Raw genomic sequence first — 21,877 nt, 5'->3', positions numbered from 1 at the left:
GCTTTAAGGCCCCTTGTTTCCTCCCGCTACACCTGTGGCACGCAGATTGATCAAAACTTTGCGCTTTGCCATAAATGTTATTTAGAATAACAATCAGAAATATGTATTAAGTGTCTATGACAGGTGTGAGTCGAGGAAGTTTTTTTCTTTTGCCTCGCCACGCCAAATCAAAAAACCCATGCCGAAAGTATTGAAGCAAGCACCTCGCGACGGCTTCGTCGATCGCGCCAATCTCACCGTCGCGGAATTTATCGCGCTGGCAGCTTTGCTGACATCCATGGGTGCCATGTCCATCGATATCATGCTGCCGCTGCTGCCGGAAATCGGCAAGAGCTTTGCAATCGAGGACCCCAATGATCGTCAGTTTGTGGTTCTGGCCTTCTCGCTTGCCTTCGCGGGCGGGCAGCTTATTTTTGCGCCGCTTTCTGATCGCTTCGGTCGCAAGGCACTGCTTTTGACCGGACTTGCCTTTCACATCGCCGGCTCTGCGGGCTCGGCGCTGGCCGGCTCTTTCGAACAGCTGCTCCTCTGGCGCTTTATCCAGGGTTTGGGCGGCGCTGCCTTGCGTTCGGTTGTTTCAGCCATGGTGCGTGATTGTTTTGCCGGCGACGCCATGGGCCGGATCATGACCTTTGTCATGACGCTTTTCATGCTTGTGCCCATGGCAGCCCCCTTTGTCGGTCAGACAATCGGCGGTCTCTGGGGCTGGCATGCTATTTTCTGGTTCCTCGCCTCCATCGCCTCCCTCGCTGCATTGTGGACCGTATTCAGATTGCGCGAAACCATCGATCCGGATGATAGGAGAACCCTGGCGTTGAAAGACATGGCCCAGAGTTTCAGAACCGTCATCAGCACGCGCCTCACCATCGGCTACACGGTTGCCGCAACCCTGTCCTTTTCCGGTCTTTTTGCTTTCATCCTGTCGGTTCAGCAAATCTTTGGCGAGCTATACGCGCTGGGCGAACTTTTTCCCGTCGCCTTTGCAGGAACGGCCATGGTGTCGGCCATCATTTCGCTTTCCTCCGCCCGCTTCATTCGCATCTTTGGCGCCCGCATGGTTGTTCACACTTCCATCGCCATCAATGCCATTCTCGGTTTCGTCCTTCTGCTTGCAAGCCTTCAGTCGGCGCCCAGCTTCTCCCTGCTTTTCCCCGTACTCTCGCTTTCCCTCGGCTCGGTCAGCATCATGCAGGGCAACGCCATAGCCATTTCACTCGAACCACTTGGCAAAATGGCAGGCATGGGTGCGGCCATTGTCGGCGCTTCGTCCACCATGTTGGCGGCTCTCATTGGTGGCTTCGTCGGCCAATCCTATAACGGCACAATCCAGCCTTTGGCTTTGTCCATTTTCCTCGGCAGCACGGGCGCGCTTTTAGTCGTCGCCTGGGCAGAACGCGGCAAGGTATTTCCGGTAAGATCATGATAGTAGCAAACCCGGGCAAAGCCCTGATCCCCAAGCGGGAATTCATCATTCTGTGCGCTTCGTTGTTCTCGATCAATTCGATGGCCATCGACATCATGTTGCCGGCCTTGCCGGACATGGCGGCTGAGCTTGGCGTGGCGAGCGAAAACGAGCGTCAGTTCGTCATATCTTTCTACCTGATCGGCTTCGGCATCGCGCAACTCATCCTCGGGCCCCTTGCCGACCGTTTCGGGCGCAAGCCGCCGCTCGTTGCGGGTCTGCTGCTCTACCTGGTCACCTGCGTCGCCTGTGTTTTCGCACCCGATTTCATCACCCTTGTCGCCCTGCGGTTCCTGCAGGGCCTCGGTGCCGCCTCCACGCGTATTTCCGTTCAGGCCTCCATCCGCGACCGCTACCACTCCCGTGAAATGGCAGAGGTCATGTCGCTCATTTTCATGGTGTTCATGGCCATTCCGGTCATTGCGCCGGGGCTTGGCCAACTCATTCTGCTTGTCGCCAGCTGGCATATGATTTTCATCGCCATGGGCATCGGCACGCTCATCGTCTTCGTCTGGACGCTGCTTCGCTTTGACGAAACCCTGACCCCCGAAAACAGACGCCCTCTCACCGCATCCGCCATTGGTGAAGGCTTCATCATCGTCCTGTCCAGCCGCTCGGCCTTCTTCTACAATCTGGCTGCTACCTTCGTGATGTCCTGCCTTTTCGGCTTCATCAACAGCGCCCAGCAGATCTATGTCGATATTTATGGTCTCGGCGATATCTTTCCGCTGGCCTTTGGGGCGGTGGCCATCCTCATGGCCGTCTCATCCTTCCTCAATGCCCGCTTCGTGCGCCGCTTCGGTCAGCGACGGCTATCGCAGGGCGCCCTTATTGCCTTCACGTCCTTCAGCGGCATCTGGCTTTTGGTCGCGCTGCAGGGCACGCCACCCTTTGCTGTCTTCCTCGGCCTGTTTGCAGCCATCATGTTCTGCTTCGGCTGGTGTTCCTCCAACATGAACTCACTGGCTCTGGAACCACTGGGCCGCGTTGCCGGCACCGCATCCTCCGCCTTCGGCTTCATGCAAACGGTGACAGGCGCCATTATCGGCCTCATTGTCGGCCAGATGTTCGACAATACACAGATCCCGCTGGCCGCGAGCTTCACCCTGCTCGGCACACTCGCCTTCATCTCAGTCCTGATTGCGGAAAAGGGCCGCCTTTTTACAGCCCCGGGCGAGACCGCCTGAGCGGTCTCAGAGCTTTGTGCAAACGCGCAACCTTCAAACGTTGCGCGCTTCTGCGCCGTCCTGGAAAAGCGTCGACCCGTTCTGTTGTATAATCTGCTCTGCCTTGCGGAAGGTGAACTCAACGGCCTCATCGGGACTGTTGAAGACATCCGCACGGATAAAGCTGCGCACCATAACCTTGCCTTCGGCCTCTTTTTCGATGCGGCCGGCAATACGGTAGGTTCCACCCTCCTTGATCGGCGCGGCCACAACCGTCAATCCGTTGATCTCGCGCACCGCCTCTTTTCCTGAAGACCCACCATCGTCAGTGGAACGACCGGTAAAAAGAGAACCCAAGCGGGAAAAGAACGACGCCATCATACACTCCAATTCCAGAAACCTTGCACAACATTAGCGACAATGCGGCACAACCGAAACCCCAATCGTCCTTCACCTCACTGACATCATCCCTTGCCTATATCAAGCATCAGGCGCAATCTCATGCGCCTGGAGGAGACGATGAATGTTCTGCGCTGGATCAGACGAATGAGCTTGGCACTTTGCGGTCTGATTGTGATTCTGCTCGTTGCCTATTACCTCGGCCCGCGCGAGCCGATTGACCTGTCGCTCGACTTCAGCGCGAACAGGCTCGACAATGACCTCGACACATACCTCTCAAAGACAGAATCGGCATGGTCGGACATCGCTTCGGGCGCACAAAAGCAGATCGTCTGGGCCAACCCGGCTGAGAAGACCATGACGCCCTATTCCATCATCTACATTCACGGATTTTCCGCCACAGCCGCCGAAGTCCGCCCCCTGCCCGATCTGATTGCAAAAAACCTCGGTGCCAATCTCTATTTCACGCGACTGCGCGGTCATGGGCGCGAAGACCCCGATGCCATGGAAGAAGCAAACCTTAACGGCTGGATCAACGACTACGCCGAAGCAATCGCCATCGGCAACCGGATCGGTGAAAGGGTGATCGTCATGGCGACCTCCACAGGCGGCTCCATCGCCACATGGGCGCTTTCCCAGCCCGACCTCAGCAAAAATGTGGCCGCGGCGATATTTCTCTCGCCCAATTACGGCATTCAAGCGCAGGGAAGTTTCCTGCTCACCGGCCCATGGGCGCGACGCTTGGCTCATGTTTTGCTCGGCCCCCGGCGCGGTTTTGAACCTGTCAATGAGGCTCAAGCAAGACACTGGACCTACGACTATCCCACCGCTGCCATTCTGCCCATGGCGCAATCGGTCAAACTGGCTCTGAGAACGCCGGTCGAAAAAATCGCTACGCCGGCCTTCTTCATCATCTCGTCAAATGACGATGTTGTGCGCCCGGATCGTACCCGCCAGATCGCCGCGCGCTGGGGTGGCCCGCACCAGCTTCATGATGTCGGCGATCCCAAAGGCGCAAGCACGCATGTCCTGGCTGGCGATATCCTCAATCCACAGATGACCGCGCCCATCGCCGACAAAATCACCGATTGGCTGCAGCAAACGCTCAAACCGCAGGTCAGATAATCAGACTTGAGAGAATTTCATTGTCGGTAATATCTTCATAGCCGAGACCGCCCGCATCAAACCGGGCTTTCAAACCATCGAAATTTTCCCGATGCAGCGTCTCGATACCAATCAGGATCGAACCGAAATTGCGCGCCGATTTCTTCAGATATTCAAACCGCGCAATATCGTCTTCCGGCCCCAGCAGGTTCAGGAAGTCTTTCAACGCACCCGGTCTCTGCGGCAGCCGCAGAATGAAATATTTCTTCAGCCCGGAAAAGCGCATCGCCCTTTCCTTCACATCCGGCAACCGCTCGAAGTCGAAATTACCGCCCGAAACGATGGCAACGACCGTCTTGCCCTTCAACCGGTCAGTCCCGAGCTTTTCCAGAGCAGCCAGTGAAAGTCCGCCGGCAGGCTCCAGCACGATTCCCTCGACATTCAACATGTCGATCATCGAAACGCAGATCGCATTCTCCTCGATCAGCATCACCTGGTCCGCCGAAAACCGAGAAAGCGCCTGGAAATTCAGCGACCCAATCCGAGCAACCGCCGCCCCGTCGACAAAATTATCCACCTTCGGCAGCGTCACAGGCTCGCCGGCTTCGAGAGCCCGCTTCAGACTGGGTGCACCCGCCGGTTCGCAAAAGAGGAAATTCTCCGCAAGCAGGTCCTCGCTCAGATAGCCCGTCAGCCCGGAGGAAAGACCGCCGCCACCCACCGGCATGATCACCAGGTCCGGCAAGCCTTTCCCCGGCAACTGGGCCATGATCTCCGAGGCAATCGTCGCCTGGCCCTCGATAATATCGGCATGGTCGAAAGGCGGCACCATGCAGGCACCTTTTTCGGCGGCAAAATCCTGGGCAGCCTTGTAGCATTGATCGAAAAAATCGCCGATCAGCTTGATGGTAATGAATTCGCCGCCAAACATCCGTGTTTTGGCGATCTTCTGCTGCGGCGTGGTCACCGGCATGAAGACCACGCCCGGCACGCCGAAATGCTTGCACACGAAGGCAAATCCCTGCGCATGGTTTCCGGCTGACGCGCACACGAACATTTCCGCAGGCGTCTCCACAGCAAGTGCCTTGCGGAAGAAATTGAATGCGCCGCGAATCTTGTAGGAGCGAACCGGCGATAAGTCCTCACGCTTCAGCCAGATATCGGCCCCATAAAGCGCGCTCAAATGTTCGTTGCGCTGCAGCGGCGTTTCTGGAAAGAGACCACGCATGGCAGCTGCGGCCTGATCTACGGCTTGCCTGTTCACAAAAACCACTCTTCGATTGTCTTTGTCGTCATAGACCGCTATTGCATAGGCAAGGCTGGCAGGCCACAAGTTTTTGGCAAATTCTGCGACGCGAGGCGTAGGCGGAAAAACCGGACAGAGACAATCAGGTGAATTCCAGCTTCATCAGACCCGTGGTTTACATTGCCTCGCTATGCGGCCTCTACATGGCCACGGCGATGTTCATTCCGGCCATTACAGACCTTTATTACGGCAACCGCGATTGGCAGAATTTCGCGCTTTCCGCCTTTATCGTCGGTGGCATCTCGCTGTCTGCGGGACTTGCCACCCGCGGCCGCCCGCCGGCCTTCAACAAGCGCATGGGCTTTCTTCTCGTCAATGTGCTCTGGCTCACCTTCTCCGTGGCCGGTGCCGTGCCGTTGGTCATCGCCGCCAAGATGCCGTTTGCAAAAGCTTTTTTTGAATCGGTTTCCGCCGTCACCACCACCGGCTCCACCGTCATGGTCGGGCTCGACAATATGCCCAGAGGCATTTTGATGTGGCGTTCGCTGCTTCAATGGCTCGGCGGTATCGGCATCGTGGCTTTGGGCCTCTTCGTTTTGCCCTTCCTGCGTGTCGGCGGCATTGCCTTCTTCAAGATGGAATCCTCCGACACCAACGACAAACCCTTTGCCCGCCTTGCAAGCTTCACAAGCGCCTTTGTGGCCATCTATGTCGCCCTTACGGTTCTGTGCATCATCACCTACGACCTGCTCGGCATGTCACATTTCGACGCCATCAATCATGCGCTGACAACGCTGCCGACCGGCGGCTTTTCCACCCACGATTCGTCTTTCGGCTTTTTCGGCAACAATGTGCCCCTGCTCTGGGCTGCGACCATTTTCATGACGGTGGCCAGCCTGCCCTTTTCGATCCTCATCCTGTTCGTCGTCCGGCGCAGGCTTGATGCATTGCGCGACCCGCAGATCGTTTTGTTCCTCGGCTATATGGCTGCCTTCGTCGTGGCCACCGCCGTTTATGCCCGCATCGCCAACGGCACCGATTTCTTCTACGCACTGACACACTCGGCCTTCAACTTTTCCTCGCTTCTGTCGACAACAGGTTACGCAAGCCTCGACTACACGCTTTGGGGACCGTTCATGGTCACGCTGGTTTTCGCCGCAACCTTCGTCGGCGGCTGCTCAGGCTCCACCGCAGGCGGCATCAAAGCCTATCGTTTCGTGGTGATCTTCAACACGATCCGCGCCGGCTTCAAGATGCTGATCTACCCGAACGCCATCTACCGCGTCCGCTATGGTCACATCGCCATCGATGAAGAAGTCCAGCGCTCGGTCTTCCTCTTCCTGAGCAGCTATCTCTTCCTCTGGCTTCTGGGGGCCGCTGTCATCTCCGCCTTCGGCTTCGACCTCACGACCGCACTGACAGCCTCCATTACCGCACTCTCAAACGTCGGCCCCGGTCTTGGCGAAATCGTCGGCCCCGCCGGCAACTTCTCCACCATGCCCGACACGGTCCTCTACGTGCTCTCGCTCCTCATGCTGCTCGGCCGCCTCGAAGTCCTCACCGTCATCGTCATCTTCACCCCCCTCTTCTGGCGCGATTGATAACCAATAAATCGGCCACCACACCGCATAATCAATTGCCGTCACAGAATTGATTTGTTAGTCAAACCGATGACTGCGGGCGTGGTGGAATCGGTAGACACAAGGGACTTAAAATCCCTCGGCCAAGGCTGTACGGGTTCGAGTCCCGTCGCCCGCACCAAGACCCCACAACAAATATAAAAACCACCATATGTCGCGATAATTTGCCCTCTTTGCGCGCAAATGCGAAACACTATTGCTTGCCTCTGGCAGCACGAAGTCGCAAAACTGCGCGCAGAATTTTGATTTGAGAATAAAGGCGAGAAAGAATGGCTGTTTTTCCAAGCGTCATAGAAGCAATCGGCAACACGCCGCTCATCAAGCTGAAATCCGCGTCCGAGGCCACCGGCTGCACCATTCTCGGCAAGGCTGAGTTCTTGAATCCCGGCCAATCGGTCAAGGATCGCGCCGCCCTCTTCATCATCCGCGATGCGGAGGAAAAGGGGCTATTGAAACCCGGTGGCGTCATTGTCGAAGGCACGGCCGGCAACACCGGCATCGGGCTTACCATGGTCGCCAAGGCGCTGGGTTACCGCACCGTGATCGTCATTCCCGAAACACAGAGCCAGGAAAAGAAGGACGCCTTGCGCCTTCTGGGCGCTGAACTCGTCGAAGTGCCCGCCGTTCCCTACAAGAACCCCAACAACTATGTGAAGGTTTCCGGGCGTTTGGCCGAGGAACTCGCCAAGACCGAGCCGAACGGCGCCATCTGGGCCAACCAGTTCGACAATGTCGCCAACCGCGACGCCCATATCGCCACCACCGCGCCTGAAATCTGGAACGATACCGATGGCAAGGTCGATGGTTTCATCTGCGCCGTCGGTTCAGGCGGCACGCTGGCCGGCGTTGCTGCGGGCCTTCGCCGCTTCAACAGCAAGATCAAGATTGGCCTTGCCGATCCCGAGGGTGCAGCCCTTTTTGAATATTACACCCATGGCGAATTCAAATCCCCGGGCTCCTCCATCACCGAAGGCATCGGCCAGGGCCGTATCACGGCAAACCTGAAGGATTTCTCACCCGATTTCGCATACCGTATCCCGGATGCAGAAGCCCTGCCGGTCATCTTTGATCTCGTCCAGAAGGAAGGCCTCTGCCTTGGCGGCTCGTCCGGCATCAACATTGCCGGTGCCATCCGCATGGCAAAGGACATGGGTCCCGGCCACACCATCGTGACGATCCTTTGCGACTATGGCAACCGCTATCAGTCGAAACTTTTCAATCCGGCTTTCCTTGAAGAAAAGGGCCTGCCTGTGCCACAGTGGATGACAACGAATCCGCAAATCGCGGTTCCGTTCGAACCGGTGGATTAAGCGGCATCAGCCTGCGCGAAAACCGGACATCGTCCGGTTTCCGCCTCATCAGGCTGAGTTTAGCAATGCCCACCAAACTTTTGTTTCGAGACGATTTTTATCTTTCAACCTGCGAAGCAAACGTTACGGCAGTTCATGATAACGGTGCAATCGAGCTGGACCAGACCTGCTTTTATGCGACCTCCGGCGGCCAGCCCGGCGATAACGGCTTTCTTGAGCGCGAGGACGGCAGCCGCATAAATCTCGACGTCACTGTCACCGGCGCCGACAAATCCGTCATTCTCCACATGCCCTTTGAAGGCGAGCCCCGCCCCGAAATCGGCGAAAAACTCGTCTGTCATGTCAATTGGCCGCGCCGCTACAAGCTCATGCGCATGCACACGGCCTGCCACCTTCTTTCCGTGGTCTGCCCTTACCCCATCACCGGCGCATCTGTGAGCGAAGATGATTCCCGCGTCGATTTCGACATGAGCGAAACCATCGACAAGGCCGATATCACAGCTAAACTCATGGCGCTGGTGAACGAAAACCACCCGATTTACGTCCAGTGGATCACCGATGAGGAACTGGCTGCCAATCCCGGCATCGTGAAGTCGAAAAACGTCCGCCCACCGACGGGTATGGGGCGCATCAGCCTCGTTTGCATTGGCGAAAATGCCAGCATCGACAGCCAGCCCTGTGGCGGCACCCATGTGTCCGAAACCCAGGAGGTCGGTGCCATCCATATCGGCAAGATCGAAAAGAAGGGCAAGGAAAACCGCCGCTTCCGTATCCGCTTCGTCGAAGCGCCGGCCAATTGAACCCGCTGCGCATAGGGAGACAATATCATGCATCTTGAAGGATCATGCCATTGCGGAGCCGTCCGATTTTCCTGTGACAGCCCCCACCCCGTCCCCTATCAGCGCTGCTACTGTTCGATCTGCCGCAAGACAGCCGGCAGCGGTGGCTATGCCATCAATATCATGGGGCGCGCCGAAACGCTGGAAATCGAAGGCGCGGAAAACCTCTCGACCTATCAGGCAAAGATGGAAGATGGCGTATCGCAGGCCGAACGCCGCTTCTGCCGCCTGTGCGGATCGCATCTCTGGCTCTTTGACAGCCGCTGGCCTGAACTGATCCACCCGCAAGCCTCCGCCATTGACACCGAGCTGCCAAAGCCACCACAAAAAACCCATATCATGTTAGGGTCCAAACCCGGCTGGATCGTTCCAGACATCGGCCCCAATGACAAAACCTTCGATGGCTATCCCGACGAGTCGATTGCCGACTGGCATCACCGCACCGGCACAGCCGAAGAATCGGAAAATTGAGAGGATAGCCACCCATGAGCGAACGAAGCCCCTTCATAGTCTCGCCCGATTGGGTTGAGCAGCGCCTTGGCAGCCCCGGCGTGAAAATCGTTGATGCGTCCTGGTATCTCCCCGCCCAAAAGCGCGATGGCAAGCAGGAATATGCTCAGGCGCACGTGCCGGGTGCCGTGTTCTTCGATCAGGATCGGATCGCCGATCACTCCACCGGCCTGCCCCACTCGATCCCCAGGCCGGAATTCTTCAAGTCGGAGGTCGAGGCTCTCGGTATCAGCGACAAGGACACGATCGTCGTCTACGATGGTCCCGGCATTTTCACCGCACCTCGGGTTTGGTGGCTCTTTCATCTCTTCGGCGCCCGCGAGGTCTATGTCATGGATGGCGGTATGGACGGCTGGAAACGCGATGGCAGACCATTGGAAAATGAAACGCCCTCACCCTTGCCAGCAAGTTTCGAACTGCACTTTTCGCCCGAACGCATCACCCCTTTCGAGGCCATGCAGGATATCGTCCTGACCCGCAGCGCGCAGATCGCCGATGCCCGTGGGCCGGGTCGCTTCAGCGGCGAAGAGCCCGAACCGCGCGCGGGTATGCGCTCAGGCCATATGCCAGGTGCAAAAAATCTTCCCTCAGGCGTCTTTTCTGTCGATGGCAGGTTTAAGTCCTTGTCGGAACTGAAAGAAACCATCGAGACGGCCGGCATTGACCTGAATAAGCCGGTCGTCACCACCTGCGGGTCCGGCGTCACCGCAGCCATCATCTCGCTCGCACTCACAAGCCTCGGACATGAGAATCACACGCTTTATGACGGCTCGTGGTCCGAGTGGGGCGGCCGCGACGATACACCAGTGGCAACGGGCAAGGAATAAACGCATGAAATCTGCCAAGCCGAAGGCTCTCAAGGCCCATATCACGCATCTGGAAATGACGGCCCGGCCCAAGACAAGCCTGCCCTTCCCGGCCAATATCCAGACCGCTGTCATGCGCGTGAAGGCGATCCCGCTCGCCTATTATCGTTTTCTTTATCGACAGGTTGGGGCGCGTTGGCATTGGGTCGATCGGTTGCGAATGACGGATGAGGAACTTTCCGCACGCCTGCATGCGCCGGAGGCTCACATTCATGTTCTTTACATCGACGGCGCACCTGCCGGCTTCTTCGAGTTTCACGAACAGGCTGATGGTATGATCGAACTGACCCATTTCGGCCTCATGGAACATGCGCTTGGCCTTGGTGTTGGCAAGTGGTTCATGCAGCAGGCGGTTTATGCGATCTGGGATTTCAGCCCGCAAAAGGTCACCGTCACCACCAACAACCTCGATCATCCCCGCGCATTGCAGCTTTATCAGATGTTCGGCTTTTCGCCCGTTGAAACGAGCGATGCAATCGTGCGCCCCTTGAGCGATGAGGAAATCCTGGACATCGCCAAGCGCGACAACGGAATGGCGCAACCCGGCGAAGGCTGAAACGTTCAAAGTGACCGGGGAACATCAAAGGCAGGAAACGGGTGGCTGAGCGATCGGTTCTGGACAAATGATGCATCCTGAAAGGAGCACACAATGTCCAAAATCCGATACGAGGCCATGTCCTCGGAAGACGCCAGCCGTTACAGATCAGGTGGAAACGACGCCTATGGCATGAAACCGGAAAGGCGCATTTCAGACGGTACCGGCCTGCCCTGTCGCCACTGCCTCGATTTCATTGCCGAAGGCGAACCCTATCTCATCCTGGCGCATCGCCCCTTTCCAGCCCCGCAGCCCTATGCGGAAACCGGACCGATTTTCATTCATGCGGAAGAATGCCCGCGTTACGCAAAAAAGTACGAACAGCCGCCGGTGCTGAAATCGAACCCTGATTACATTCTCCGCGGCTACGGTCTGGATGATCGCATCGTTTACGGCACCGGTGCCGTCACACCTGTTGAAAAGATGGAAGCCCGCGCCGAAGAGCTTCTTGCCCGCAGCGACATCGCCTATGTCCATGTCCGCTCCGCGCGCAACAACTGCTTTCAGGCCCGCATTGATCGCGGCTAATCACCGGCATGCACAAAGCACAGCTTGTTGCCTTCGGGATCGCGGCAATAAGCTGCGAAAAAATCCTCGTTATATTGAGGGCGAAGACCGGGTTCGCCTTCATCCGTGCCGCCATTGTTGATCGCGGTACGCCAAGCTGTCCGAACATCTTGCCGCGTGGCCGCTGCGAAGCTGATTTGCACGCCGTTTCCCGCCGTCGCCGCTCTGCCATCGAATGGCCGCCTGAGTGCAAATTGCGGCCATCGTTCTCCACCGCGCTGCCAGATATGGCCGGCGGGACTATTGGCCGGTTCGTGCGGGTCGCGAACCAGGCCCAGTGTGCTCAGAACGACGTCATAGAACGCCACCATGATCGAAACATCATTGGCACCGATCATGATATGGCTGAACATCGTAAACCTCGCTTATTGTGTTAGGGCAGCACCCGTTGCGAGCATTTCACGCAATCCACGCCTTGTCGAATTTTGCCCTTGCCCGTAATCGCACGCAGGTCACAAGCGGTGCATATGAAAGGCAGACGAAAAACAAAAACGGCCCGGGGGATGGGATATCCCGGGCCGTTCAGTGGAAGACGCTTTACAGGTTCTTCCAATTCCTCAGGCAGCTTTCAGCGCTGCGTCTGCAGCCAGGAGGTCGTAGCCGAGGGCTTCAGCAACGGCCTTGTTGGTGATCCGGCCCTTGTGAACGTTGAGGCCATTGCGCAAGTGCACGTCTTCGGCAATCGCCGACAAGCCACGGTCAGCCAGCGCCAGACCATGAACCAGCGTTGCATTGTTCAGCGCATGCGCAGACGTCACCGGCACGGCGCCCGGCATATTGGCCACGCAATAATGCACCACGTCATTGACCACAAAAGTCGGGTCCGAATGCGTCGTCGCATGCGAAGTCTCGAAGCATCCGCCCTGGTCGATGGCCACATCCACGATGACCGAGCCCTTCTTCATGCCCGTCAGCATGTCGCGGGTCACCAGCTTCGGCGCAGCCGCACCGGGGATCAGAACAGCACCGACCACCATGTCAGCGGAGAAGACTTCCGATTCCAACGCTTCGATGGAGGAGTAACGAGTGTGAACGCGGCCGGCAAAAATATCGTCCAGCTGACGCAGACGCGGCAGCGAGCGATCAAGAATGGTGACGTCTGCACCAAGCCCAACAGCCATCTTGGCTGCATGGAGGCCCACAACACCGCCGCCGATGACAACGACCTTGCCCGGCCCAACGCCCGGCACACCGCCCAGTAGCTTGCCAAGGCCGCCATTGGCCTTCTGCAGCGCCGTCGCGCCAGCCTGGATGGACAGACGTCCGGCCACTTCCGACATGGGTGCCAGAAGTGGCAACCCGCCGCGCTCGTCCGTCACCGTTTCATAGGCCACCGCCGTCACGCCGGATTCAACAAGACCCTTGGTCTGCTCGGCATCGGGTGCCAGATGAAGATAGGTATAAAGGATCTGGCCTTCCTTGAGCTGCACCCATTCGGACGGCTGCGGCTCCTTCACCTTCACCACCATGTCGGCCTTGGCAAAAACATCCGCCGCGCTCGCAACGATCTTGGCACCTGCAGACATATAGGCCGCGTCATCCGCGCCAATGCCGAGACCAGCGCCGGTCTCGATGATCACCGTATGCCCGTGGGCAACATATTCGCGCACCGAACCGGGGGTCAGGCCAACGCGATATTCATGGTTCTTGATTTCCTTGGGACAGCCGACGATCATTTATGAGGTTCCTCTCCTTTATTGCCGCTTCTTCAGCGGACAGCGTCTTCAGATGCGCGGATTAGACCGAAAAGCGCGCGAAATGTCCTTGCAAAGGCCCCTTCCAACCATCACGCTTTTCGAATAATCTTGCGTAGATGAGTGTATTTTTCGAAGGAACTGCGATGAACGATCTCGACCGCATCGATATGTTGATGCTCAAGACGCTGCAGGACAATGGGCGCATCTCCAATGCCGATCTTGCCGAGAAGGTCGGTCTGTCGCCATCGGCCTGCTCCCGCCGCCTCGATATCCTCGAAAAATCCGGCATCATTTCAGGCTATCACGCCCGCCTTTCCAACAAGGCCATCGGCTACAAGATGATGGTCATCGTGCACATTTCGCTGTCCGGCCAGTTCGCCAAAACGCTGTCCGAGTTTGAAGCGGCCGTCAAACGCTGCCCCAATATCGTCGTCTGTTATCTCATGTCGGGCGAATATGATTACATCCTGCGCGTCGCAGCCAAGGACCTCGAGGACTATGAGCGCATTCACCGCGACTGGCTTTCCGCCCTTCCCCATGTGGTGAAGATCAACTCGTCCTTCTCGCTGCGTGAAATCATCGACAGGCCGAATATCGCACTCTGAAAAGCACCGCCCTCAGCACACCCGGTTGCGCCCGGTCGACTTGGCCGTGTAAAGCCGCATATCGGCCACTTTCAGAAGCGAGACGGCGTCATGCCCATCGACGCCATATTCGGCGACGCCGGCGCTGAAGGTCACGGGCTTGCCATCGGGTGCGCGCACGGCTTCGGCAAGTTCCAATCGCAGCGCATCCAGCCTGTTATGGGCCGTACCGCGCCGGTAGCCGCGCGTCACAAGCACAAACTCCTCGCCGCCATAACGGTAAAACCGCAAATTGTCGTTCCGCTCACGGTCGACGAAAAACGCCGCGAACGTCTTCAAAACCTCATCCCCGGCCAGATGGCCGTGCCGGTCGTTGACCTGTTTGAAATAATCGATATCGATAATCGCCACGCAGGCACTCTCACCGCTTTTCTCCACGGCATCGAAGAACCTGGGCAGGTCCGTGTCCAGCCTGTCGCGGTTGAGCGCCCCCGTCAGACCATCAAGGCCGGAATGTTCCAGCAGGCTCTCATAGCGTTCGCGGAAGGTCAGGTCCTGAAACACGTCACCCACGCCCTGCGGCGGTTTCTTCAACCGGAAACGAACCTTGCTGTGGAAAAAGACGCCGAGCATCAAGGCATAAATTCCGGCGCAGAAAATCTTGGCCACCAATCCGCCCCAGAAAACCTCAGGACCGACATCGTAAAGCCATTTCAACAGCGCAAAGAACCCGAGCTGGTCAAAGGCCAGCATCACACTGCCCGCAATGAAAATCCGCAGCATGCGCACGCCAATGCCCATCGCCCGCAGCTTTTCGTAGAGAAGAATGATACCAAGCGCATCGATGTAGAGAAGCAGCGTTCCCCACACCATCAAGGCACCCATCTGGTCGAGGAACGAAAAATCCACCTGCGATTCGCCGACCACCAGATGAAGGCGCAACAGCGCCGCAACACCCACCACCAGGAAGTTTCCGATCAGCAAGCCGTAGATCGGCTGGCGGACAACAGAAGCATCCTCTTCCAGATAAAGCGCCAGCAACATCATCAGCTTGCCGGCAAAAAACGGCACGGAGCCGACCGCGGCCAGACCGAAAAGAAGCTCTAGTTCAAGATTTGCAGCGAGGTAAGTCTCCAGAAAGTGAAAGACCCCGAGCACGCAGATGAAAACGCCCAAACCGAGCTTGCGGCGAAAGTGCAAAAGCGCTGCCATCGCAGCAAAATAGACGATACACTCGAAAATAATCAGTAATGCATTCTGATACATAGGAAACCCGTTGGGCAAAGAATCTGACGCAAAACCTGGAGAAGTATAGACACAAATCGCAATTCAGGGTCACTTGCAAGCCATCGGAAGTAAAAAACAGCGGGTAAATTTTCCATCTGGTAAAAATACGTTCTGACTGACATCATCCTGTCGTGAAGCAGTCATAACAAGCTGAAATGGCGGCATTGCAGACCGTTCATTGGCCATAAACAGAGTGGAAAAAGACGATGAAGACCCAGAACTCCAAGTTTCAGATCACCCGCAGGACGCTGCTTGGCGGTGCGGCCTCCGGCGCAGCACTCATTTTGCTCCACCCGTTCGCGGCCAATGCCTCGGCCAATCAGGCCCATTTACGCATCATGGAAACCACCGATATCCATGTGAACATCATGCCCTACGACTACTACGCGGATACCCCGAGCGACACGCTGGGCCTGGCCCGCACCGCCACCATCATCGACAGCATCCGCGCCGAAGCCGGCAATTCCATGCTCATCGACAATGGCGACCTTCTGCAGGGCAATCCGATGGGCGACTACATGGCCTATGAAAAAGGCATGAAAGCCGGCGACATGCACCCGATCATGAAAGCCATGAACGTGCTGAACTATGATTGCGGCACGCTCGGCAACCACGAGTTCAACTACGGCCTCGACTTCATGTTCAACACCATGAACGGTGCCAATTACCCGGTCGTCTGCGCCAACCTCACCAAGGGTGAGCTCGCCTCCGATCCCAAATCCGACGACCTCTTTTTCAAGCCCTATGCGATCATCGAAAAGATGGTGAAGGATGGCGCTGGCAATGAGAGCCCGGTCAAGGTCGGCTTCATCGGTTTCGTGCCGCCGCAGATCATGGTCTGGGACGCCAAGAACCTGGAAGGCAAGGCCCAGACCCGCGATATCGTCGAAGCGGCAAAAGCCTGGGTACCGGCCATGAAGGAGGCAGGTGCCGACATCGTCATCGCCCTTTCCCACTCCGGCATTGACGCATCCGGCGAAAGCGAGCGCATGGAAAATGCCTCTCTCTATCTGGCCGGCGTGGAGGGCATCGATGCCGTCTTCACCGGTCACCAGCACCTCGTCTTCCCCGGCCCCAAGAGCTGGGACGGCATGGCTGGCGTCGATCCGGTCAAGGGCACGCTGCAGGGCAAACCCGCCGTCATGGGCGGTTTCTGGGGCTCGCATATGGGCCTCATCGACCTGCTTCTGGAAAAAGACGGCAACGCCTGGAAGATCGTTGACTTCACCACCGAAGCGCGACCGATCTATCACCGCACCGAAGACCGCAAGGTCATCGCCGATGTCGCCTCCAAACCCGAGATCGAGGCCTCCGTCAAAGATGAGCATGAGGCAACGCTTGCCTATGTCCGCACCCCGGTTGGAAAGACCTCCGCACCGCTCTATTCCTATTTCGCGCTCGTTGCCGATGATCCCTCGGTCCAGATCGTGTCGAATGCACAGACCTGGTATGTGAAGGACATGCTGAAGGAAACCGAATACAAGGATTATCCGATCCTGTCGGCAGCCGCGCCCTTCAAGGCCGGCGGACGCGGCGGTCCGGATTATTACACCGACGTCGCAGCCGGTGCCGTCGCCATCAAGAACGTCGCCGACCTTTACCTTTATCCGAACACGGTCCGCGCCGTTTTGATCAACGGTGCGCAGGTGAAGAACTGGCTGGAAATGTCGGCCGGCATGTTCCTGCAGGTCGAGCCGGGCGCGAAAGATGCGCCCCTCCTCAACCCCGATTTCCCGTCCTACAACTTTGACGTCATCGACGGCGTGACCTACGAGATCGATCTCTCCAAGCCCGCCATGTTTAATAAGGACGGCGAAAAGGTCTCCGACGAAGGCCGCATCGTCAATCTTCAGTTCGACGGCAAGCCGATCGACCCGGAGCAGAAATTCGTGGTTGCCACCAACAATTACCGCGCTGGCGGCGGCGGCAACTTCCCCGAAATCGGCGAAGACAAGATCATTCTCACCGCGCCGGACACGAACCGCGACGTGATCGTCCGCTATATCATCGACAAGGGCACGATCGATCCGAAGGCAGACGGCAACTGGACCTTCAAGCCGATGGAAGGCACCACCGCCGTCTTCGAAACCGGCCCGAAGGGCAAGCAATACGCCGCCGACGTCACCAGCGTTAAGATCGAAGATGCTGGCGAAGGCGCAGAAGGCTTCGCAAAATACCGCATCACGCTCTGATAAAGCAAAAAGCTTTGAAATTGAGCTCCGTTCGTATCGTGCGGAGCTCGTTTTTCTCACAGATACCAGCAGAGCAGAAGCATGCGCGTCTTCTATCTCACCATGGCCATCATCGGCACGGTCATCCCCTGGATATTCTTCGGGTCCTATATTGCAGCCAACGGCGTAAACATCATCGGCTTTGTCCGTGACCTGTTCGACAACGACGCATCAAGCGGCAGCACTGCCGATGTCCTGATAGCGACCGTGGTTTTCTGGGTATGGTCATTTTTCGACGCGCGGCAAACCAATGTCACCAAATGGTGGTTTGTCCTGCCGACAGGGATTTGCGTTGGCCTGTCACTGGCCTTGCCCCTCTATCTCTATCTCCGTGAAAGCGCGCGCGCCTGAAGGAATTGAAAAAACCTTTCGCTCGCCTCTCCTTTGAGGCCGAAAGCGCCAGCCAGCCTTGTCAGGCTTCAGGCGCAATTTCCTCCGGCATCGGGTTCCAGTCGAAATAGGCCCGCACCAGTCCGTGGTCCGAAGCCCCGATCTTTTCGAAGGACTCGCGGTTCAGGTGGTCGTTGAAGACCTCCAACTCGCGGAACGACCACAGCCGCTTGCGGGAATGATCGTAGAATTCCTCCGACACCAGAATATGGTCGAGGCTTTCCCGCTTGTCCTTGTAGATATGCGTGTAATAGACATGGCGGGCGGAGCGATATTGCTGCAGCCGTTCACCGGTATAAAGCCCCTTGTCCGATTGCTCGCCTGCCCGGCTTTTCTGGATCACCCGATAGGTCGGCTGATCCGCCAGCAGTTCCGTCGAAACCGAAAGCGTGTCATCATTGAGATCGCCGAGAACCACGACCGGCGAGATCTTCACCTCATCGGTGGATTTCATCACCGCATCCAGCATCGCCCGCATCGCGCCAGCTTCCATGATCCGGCGAATATGCGCCACAGCGGATTGCGTGATCTTGGCATGGTGTTGCAGCACCACTGGCTTTGGATCGGCAAAACTCAGCCGCGCCGGGCCTTTCGATTTCAGATGTGCCACATAGATTTTCACCGGGGGCGGTGTTGGAGACTTGCCCTGCGGCTGGATCGTCGCCGCCAGCACCGGACGCGAAAACTTGGTGATCGTGATATTGATCTCTTCGCTTGCCCCATCCGTCTCATGCAGATTGTCGAAACGGAAATCATCGGGAAAATTTTCGATCCAGCCAGCGCCGTCAAGAAGCTGGGATTGGCCGTTCGAGCCCTTCTTCACCGCCAATGCCACTTGCGGCCTGCCCCGTCCCGGCGCATCCCGGGCCACAATGTCATAGTCGTCCTGCAGACCGGCCCGGTCGAAAGCATCCACCAGCGCCTGACGCGACCACAATTCCTGAAACCCGATCACCTCGGCATCAAGCAAACGAATTTGTGCGCCAATCCAGGCCACTTTCATCTCATAAGCGGCGCGGCCTTCCGCATCATCGGGAAAAGGCGGTTTGTTCGAATAGGTCAGGCCACCGGGAACCTGCAAGTTCAAAAGGTTGAACGTCGCAAAGCTCAGATCACGCATATTGCTCTTGGCCACAGGTTCCCCTCCCACGGATAAATATCACTCAAGATAGCAATTCACTGATGACGCAACCTACCGCAAAAGCAGGCTCAAGTAACGTGATATTCTCGTGACACAGGAGTCGTGGCGGGCGCACACTGTATCAATGCAAAAATTCTTCTGCGCATCAGACCAGCAGCGAGCTGAACGGCTTAACCGTTTGACTGTCAGGAAAGACAACATCGCTCAAAACGCCCTCTGCGATCCCCAGGTGATCGCTGAGCACGCCCTTGAGGATCGAACGTATGTCCATCGTCGGCATGAGGTCGCGGCTTTCAAACAAGTTGTTGTCCTGCAAGCCCGGCCAATCAGCGATCACGCGCCCGCCTTGAACCGCACCGCCGACCAAGAAGGCAACAGTCGCCGTACCGTGGTCTGTACCCTCGGTCCCGTTGATGCGCACCGTTCTGCCAAACTCGGTCGCCACGGCAACCACGGTGTCCTTCCAGTGCGCCCCAAGCGCGTCCTTCAGGGCAGCAAGGCCTGCATCAAGCTCGGCCAGCGCCTTGCCCAGGTTATTGCCTTCTGGGGCTTCTTCAGCATGCGTATCCCAGCCATCCAAATCGATCATGCCGATGCGCGGGCCTTCTGGCTTACTGAAAAATTGTCCAGCCATACGCATGCCGTTAACAAAGGGTGACCCCTCGCCGCTCGGCGGTTCATCGGCCAGTTTGGTCAGCGTCAAGCCGCTCTCAAACGCGCTTTTGAGGCCCGGTGCGTCCGCACTGTAGAGTTCCATTAGCCGGCTAAATGATTCCGGTCGCAATGCTCGCAAACCACCGCCGCGCCAAGTGATCACCGGCGCTTTCCCGCGCATGATCAGCGGTGCAGTCAGGGAAACAGCCAGACCATCTCGTGCCGGACCGTTCTTCTGCGGCAAGACTGAGAGGGCTCGATTCAGCCATCCGGTCTCCAGCGCCTTGCCGCCCGCCGCGCCGCTTTCAAGAAAGTCCTGCCCATCGAAATGCGAGCGCCCTCTATAGGGGCTGGCGACGGCATGGAAAATGCTCGCTTCACCACGCAAATACATCTCATGCAGGTTCTTCAGCTTCGGATTGAGCACAAATCCGCCCTGCAGCGGCAGCGCCGCTTCGCCTAGATTGCCCAGCAGAATACCTTGCCTCAGCTGTTCCAGCCGCGGCTCGAATGTTGGTTCGGCAACGGCCAAACCGTCCATGCCGCCGCGCAAGATCACCTGCAGAAAGCGCGGGTCACGAGAACCCGACAGACTGGAATGCGCAGGTGTGTGCGTCCAGCCCGCAAAGGCACCGGCACTGGCCATACCAGCACCGATCAGCAGACCACGCCGTGTTGGATGCAAAAACGTCATGTCAATCACCTCAATTGAATTTGCGGCGATAAAAGCAGCATTGCCGTCGCTTCGGGCCGGGTCGCCGCCCGGCTGATGGCATCTTCCAACGGCTGCGTCACGTTTCGTCCGAGGGCTGCGTTGGCCAGGCCCATCGGATCGTCTTGCAAGTCGCTTTGCCGCGCCATATTCATGGCCAGCTTCAGCCGACCCACCATAGCGCCCGAGGTCGCCCAATCGTCGTCACCTTTGGGAAATCCCGCCGGAGATCGCGGCTCCCACAAAGGCTGACCGAGAGAACGGCTCATGGCTATAACCTCTTCGTTCTTGAGCTTGACGCCAATCAGCCTGCTGAAGGCCACCAGCATATCGAAAGGCGGCAAAACCTTCGCCGCCGGAGCATCCCAGCTTTCCGCTCGCTGCAGCAGGGCAATCATTGTCTCTTTCAAGTCACCGTCTGTTTCGCTGAAGCGTTGAGCCACAGCATCCGTCAGCGCCGGAGCCGCATTGTCCCCAACGAAATAGTGCACCAGCTTTCCAGCAATATGGCGTGCGGTCGATGGATGCGCAGCAAGCATGTCCAGCAGAGCATCGCCTTGCGCCTCGCCATTCTGATCGAAAACAACGCCCATCACAGTAAACTGTCCCGGTTGATGGCTACGCGCATCGAAGAGAAAATGACCGGTTTCGTCTCCTGGCGAGGAATTATACGTCCAGCCGGTGATAATGCGCGCCGCTTCCGTCACGTCCGTCTGACTATAGCCGGCATCCACCCCCACCGTGTGCAGTTCCAGAAGTTCGCGACCGAGATTTTCGTTCAGTCCTTGGTTGAACTTGCGCCCCTTCGGCGAATCCGGACCTACGGAGGATGTATTGTCCAGGTAGATCAACATGGCCGGATGATGCATCACCGCGCCCAGCATATCCCGAAACCGCCCGGTGACATGTGGACGGATCGCTTCCCTCTCATAGGCACCGGCAATCAGCCGCACCTGCGGCCCCTTCACGCAGGAAACGCAAAAATGGTCCGACCAGAAGGAAACCAGTCGCTCCACAAGCGGCTTGCCGCTTTGGACCGCGGTCTTGAAACGATAACCCGTCTCCTGCTGCATCTGCCCTTTGACCAGCGCCCCGGCCGCTTTGAATGCATCGGCAGAGTCCGACTCACGGCGGCTCCTTTGCATCACTTTAAAGCGCGTCAGAAGCGCGCTTGAGGATTCGAGCCCCGACCGGTCCTTGTATTCATAGTCGTTCAATTGCCCGATGGCATAGCCAAGCGGATCACGCACGACGCGCGCAGGCGCATCGGGCACGACACCATATCCAAAGCGCCGCTGCGCGGTAATCGCACGTTCGCTCGTCACTGACGGAACCTCGCTGAAAGAAAAGAAGACCAAACCCGCAAATCGCCTGTTGCCGCTGTCGATTCGCGCGTCAATTCCGCTTCGATAGATAAACTGTCTGTCTGTAATGTGGCTTGCGCGCGGCATTTTCAGGACGATGCGGCAAAACGGCC

General features: G+C 57.5%; 21 protein-coding genes and 1 tRNA gene. 14 read left to right on the top strand and 8 right to left on the bottom strand.

The genetic code is table 11. The annotated features are described in order from the left end of the window. Positions 1 to 190: 190 nt before the first annotated feature. Entirely contained in the window at positions 191 to 1,423 is a 1,233-nt protein-coding gene (locus tag NHF56_RS06565; protein ID WP_252802689.1) for a multidrug effflux MFS transporter, read from the top strand. After that, entirely contained in the window at positions 1,420 to 2,649 is a 1,230-nt protein-coding gene (locus NHF56_RS06560; protein ID WP_252802687.1) for a multidrug effflux MFS transporter, read from the top strand. Before NHF56_RS06565 ends, NHF56_RS06560 begins: the two co-directional genes overlap by 4 nt. Before the next feature lie 33 nt (positions 2,650 to 2,682). Here the strand turns inward: NHF56_RS06560 and NHF56_RS06555 are convergent, their stop codons facing one another. Continuing rightward, complete coding sequence (locus tag NHF56_RS06555) at positions 2,683 to 3,006, bottom strand: HlyU family transcriptional regulator (RefSeq protein WP_252802685.1); 324 nt, start codon at positions 3,004 to 3,006, stop codon at positions 2,683 to 2,685. A gap of 168 nt (positions 3,007 to 3,174) precedes the next feature. On the opposite strand from NHF56_RS06555, the gene NHF56_RS06550 reads away from it, so the two are divergent. Then, positions 3,175 to 4,152 carry a carboxylesterase gene (locus NHF56_RS06550; RefSeq protein ID WP_252802683.1) on the top strand — a complete coding sequence of 326 codons (978 nt, stop codon included), beginning with the start codon at positions 3,175 to 3,177 and terminating at the stop codon, positions 4,150 to 4,152. On the opposite strand, the gene ilvA is transcribed toward NHF56_RS06550, so the two are convergent. Further along, complete coding sequence (gene ilvA, locus NHF56_RS06545; protein ID WP_252804876.1) at positions 4,145 to 5,359, bottom strand: threonine ammonia-lyase; 1,215 nt, start codon at positions 5,357 to 5,359, stop codon at positions 4,145 to 4,147. The genes NHF56_RS06550 and ilvA overlap by 8 nt on opposite strands. A gap of 164 nt (positions 5,360 to 5,523) precedes the next feature. Here ilvA and NHF56_RS06540 point away from each other — a divergent pair, with 164 nt between their 5' ends. The 8 genes from NHF56_RS06540 to NHF56_RS06505 all read left to right on the top strand — a co-directional run bounded on the left by NHF56_RS06540 (position 5,524) and on the right by NHF56_RS06505 (position 11,665). Further along, complete coding sequence (locus tag NHF56_RS06540) at positions 5,524 to 6,978, top strand: TrkH family potassium uptake protein (RefSeq protein WP_252802681.1); 1,455 nt, start codon at positions 5,524 to 5,526, stop codon at positions 6,976 to 6,978. Between the two features lie 75 nt (positions 6,979 to 7,053). Beyond that, positions 7,054 to 7,138, top strand: a tRNA-Leu gene (locus NHF56_RS06535). A gap of 148 nt (positions 7,139 to 7,286) precedes the next feature. Then, a complete protein-coding gene (locus NHF56_RS06530) occupies positions 7,287 to 8,327 on the top strand; it encodes a cysteine synthase A (RefSeq protein WP_252802679.1) in 1,041 nt (346 codons plus the stop codon). Between the two features lie 65 nt (positions 8,328 to 8,392). Then, on the top strand, positions 8,393 to 9,127 hold the full coding sequence (locus NHF56_RS06525; RefSeq protein ID WP_252802678.1) for an alanyl-tRNA editing protein: 735 nt from the start codon (positions 8,393 to 8,395) through the stop codon (positions 9,125 to 9,127). Between the two features lie 27 nt (positions 9,128 to 9,154). Then, positions 9,155 to 9,637 carry a GFA family protein gene (locus NHF56_RS06520; protein WP_252802676.1) on the top strand — a complete coding sequence of 161 codons (483 nt, stop codon included), beginning with the start codon at positions 9,155 to 9,157 and terminating at the stop codon, positions 9,635 to 9,637. A 14-nt stretch (positions 9,638 to 9,651) separates the two neighbouring features. After that, positions 9,652 to 10,503 carry a 3-mercaptopyruvate sulfurtransferase gene (gene sseA, locus NHF56_RS06515; protein ID WP_252802674.1) on the top strand — a complete coding sequence of 284 codons (852 nt, stop codon included), beginning with the start codon at positions 9,652 to 9,654 and terminating at the stop codon, positions 10,501 to 10,503. A gap of 4 nt (positions 10,504 to 10,507) precedes the next feature. Further along, entirely contained in the window at positions 10,508 to 11,098 is a 591-nt protein-coding gene (locus NHF56_RS06510) for a GNAT family N-acetyltransferase (protein ID WP_252802672.1), read from the top strand. A 93-nt stretch (positions 11,099 to 11,191) separates the two neighbouring features. Continuing rightward, positions 11,192 to 11,665, top strand: coding sequence for a DUF1203 domain-containing protein (locus NHF56_RS06505; RefSeq protein WP_252802670.1), 474 nt, complete (start codon positions 11,192 to 11,194; stop codon positions 11,663 to 11,665). Here the strand turns inward: NHF56_RS06505 and NHF56_RS06500 are convergent. Continuing rightward, complete coding sequence (locus NHF56_RS06500) at positions 11,662 to 12,057, bottom strand: VOC family protein (protein ID WP_252802668.1); 396 nt, start codon at positions 12,055 to 12,057, stop codon at positions 11,662 to 11,664. The genes NHF56_RS06505 and NHF56_RS06500 overlap by 4 nt on opposite strands. A 204-nt stretch (positions 12,058 to 12,261) precedes the next feature. Beyond that, on the bottom strand, positions 12,262 to 13,380 hold the full coding sequence (ald, locus tag NHF56_RS06495) for an alanine dehydrogenase (protein WP_252802666.1): 1,119 nt from the start codon (positions 13,378 to 13,380) through the stop codon (positions 12,262 to 12,264). Positions 13,381 to 13,544: 164 nt separating this feature from the next. Between ald and NHF56_RS06490 the strand changes: the two genes are divergently transcribed. Further along, positions 13,545 to 14,006 (top strand): Lrp/AsnC family transcriptional regulator, encoded by a 462-nt coding sequence (locus NHF56_RS06490; RefSeq protein WP_252802663.1) that lies wholly within the window; start codon positions 13,545 to 13,547, stop codon positions 14,004 to 14,006. Positions 14,007 to 14,018: 12 nt separating this feature from the next. Here NHF56_RS06490 and NHF56_RS06485 read toward each other — a convergent pair whose 3' ends face one another. After that, a complete protein-coding gene (locus tag NHF56_RS06485) occupies positions 14,019 to 15,251 on the bottom strand; it encodes a diguanylate cyclase (RefSeq protein ID WP_252802661.1) in 1,233 nt (410 codons plus the stop codon). Between the two features lie 227 nt (positions 15,252 to 15,478). Between NHF56_RS06485 and NHF56_RS06480 the strand changes: the two genes are divergently transcribed. Both NHF56_RS06480 and NHF56_RS06475 read left to right on the top strand, forming a co-directional pair. Beyond that, positions 15,479 to 17,464 (top strand): bifunctional 2',3'-cyclic-nucleotide 2'-phosphodiesterase/3'-nucleotidase, encoded by a 1,986-nt coding sequence (locus tag NHF56_RS06480; RefSeq protein WP_252802659.1) that lies wholly within the window; start codon positions 15,479 to 15,481, stop codon positions 17,462 to 17,464. Between the two features lie 81 nt (positions 17,465 to 17,545). Beyond that, positions 17,546 to 17,854 (top strand): DUF2834 domain-containing protein, encoded by a 309-nt coding sequence (locus NHF56_RS06475; RefSeq protein ID WP_252802656.1) that lies wholly within the window; start codon positions 17,546 to 17,548, stop codon positions 17,852 to 17,854. Between the two features lie 61 nt (positions 17,855 to 17,915). Here NHF56_RS06475 and NHF56_RS06470 read toward each other — a convergent pair whose 3' ends face one another. The 3 genes from NHF56_RS06470 to NHF56_RS06460 all read right to left on the bottom strand — a co-directional run bounded on the left by NHF56_RS06470 (position 17,916) and on the right by NHF56_RS06460 (position 21,725). Next, positions 17,916 to 19,028 (bottom strand): endonuclease/exonuclease/phosphatase family protein, encoded by a 1,113-nt coding sequence (locus NHF56_RS06470; RefSeq protein WP_252802654.1) that lies wholly within the window; start codon positions 19,026 to 19,028, stop codon positions 17,916 to 17,918. A gap of 151 nt (positions 19,029 to 19,179) precedes the next feature. Next, positions 19,180 to 20,382, bottom strand: coding sequence for a DUF1501 domain-containing protein (locus NHF56_RS06465; RefSeq protein ID WP_252802652.1), 1,203 nt, complete (start codon positions 20,380 to 20,382; stop codon positions 19,180 to 19,182). 5 nt (positions 20,383 to 20,387) lie between these two features. After that, complete coding sequence (locus NHF56_RS06460; protein ID WP_252802651.1) at positions 20,388 to 21,725, bottom strand: DUF1800 family protein; 1,338 nt, start codon at positions 21,723 to 21,725, stop codon at positions 20,388 to 20,390. Positions 21,726 to 21,877 lie beyond the last annotated feature (152 nt).

Origin of the sequence: Rhizobium sp. L1K21, from assembly GCF_024055895.1 — a bacterium.
Lineage (GTDB): Bacteria > Pseudomonadota > Alphaproteobacteria > Rhizobiales > Rhizobiaceae > Ensifer_A.
The sequence above is the reverse complement of the archived record's forward strand: the minus strand, read 5'-3'. Positions and strand labels throughout refer to the sequence as shown.

Excerpts from the sequence above, each read along its gene's own strand:
- NHF56_RS06560 (WP_252802687.1), top strand. The coding sequence starts at position 1,420 with ATGATAGTAGCAAACCCGGGCAAAGCCCTGATCCCCAAGCGGGAATTC.
- NHF56_RS06555 (WP_252802685.1), bottom strand. The coding sequence starts at position 3,006 with ATGGCGTCGTTCTTTTCCCGCTTGGGTTCTCTTTTTACCGGTCGTTCC.
- NHF56_RS06550 (WP_252802683.1), top strand. The coding sequence starts at position 3,175 with ATGAGCTTGGCACTTTGCGGTCTGATTGTGATTCTGCTCGTTGCCTAT.
- ilvA (WP_252804876.1), bottom strand. The coding sequence starts at position 5,359 with ATGCGTGGTCTCTTTCCAGAAACGCCGCTGCAGCGCAACGAACATTTG.
- NHF56_RS06530 (WP_252802679.1), top strand. The coding sequence starts at position 7,287 with ATGGCTGTTTTTCCAAGCGTCATAGAAGCAATCGGCAACACGCCGCTC.
- NHF56_RS06525 (WP_252802678.1), top strand. The coding sequence starts at position 8,393 with ATGCCCACCAAACTTTTGTTTCGAGACGATTTTTATCTTTCAACCTGC.
- NHF56_RS06520 (WP_252802676.1), top strand. The coding sequence starts at position 9,155 with ATGCATCTTGAAGGATCATGCCATTGCGGAGCCGTCCGATTTTCCTGT.
- sseA (WP_252802674.1), top strand. The coding sequence starts at position 9,652 with ATGAGCGAACGAAGCCCCTTCATAGTCTCGCCCGATTGGGTTGAGCAG.
- NHF56_RS06510 (WP_252802672.1), top strand. The coding sequence starts at position 10,508 with ATGAAATCTGCCAAGCCGAAGGCTCTCAAGGCCCATATCACGCATCTG.
- NHF56_RS06505 (WP_252802670.1), top strand. The coding sequence starts at position 11,192 with ATGTCCAAAATCCGATACGAGGCCATGTCCTCGGAAGACGCCAGCCGT.
- NHF56_RS06500 (WP_252802668.1), bottom strand. The coding sequence starts at position 12,057 with ATGTTCAGCCATATCATGATCGGTGCCAATGATGTTTCGATCATGGTG.
- ald (WP_252802666.1), bottom strand. The coding sequence starts at position 13,380 with ATGATCGTCGGCTGTCCCAAGGAAATCAAGAACCATGAATATCGCGTT.
- NHF56_RS06490 (WP_252802663.1), top strand. The coding sequence starts at position 13,545 with ATGAACGATCTCGACCGCATCGATATGTTGATGCTCAAGACGCTGCAG.
- NHF56_RS06485 (WP_252802661.1), bottom strand. The coding sequence starts at position 15,251 with ATGTATCAGAATGCATTACTGATTATTTTCGAGTGTATCGTCTATTTT.
- NHF56_RS06480 (WP_252802659.1), top strand. The coding sequence starts at position 15,479 with ATGAAGACCCAGAACTCCAAGTTTCAGATCACCCGCAGGACGCTGCTT.
- NHF56_RS06475 (WP_252802656.1), top strand. The coding sequence starts at position 17,546 with ATGCGCGTCTTCTATCTCACCATGGCCATCATCGGCACGGTCATCCCC.
- NHF56_RS06465 (WP_252802652.1), bottom strand. The coding sequence starts at position 20,382 with ATGACGTTTTTGCATCCAACACGGCGTGGTCTGCTGATCGGTGCTGGT.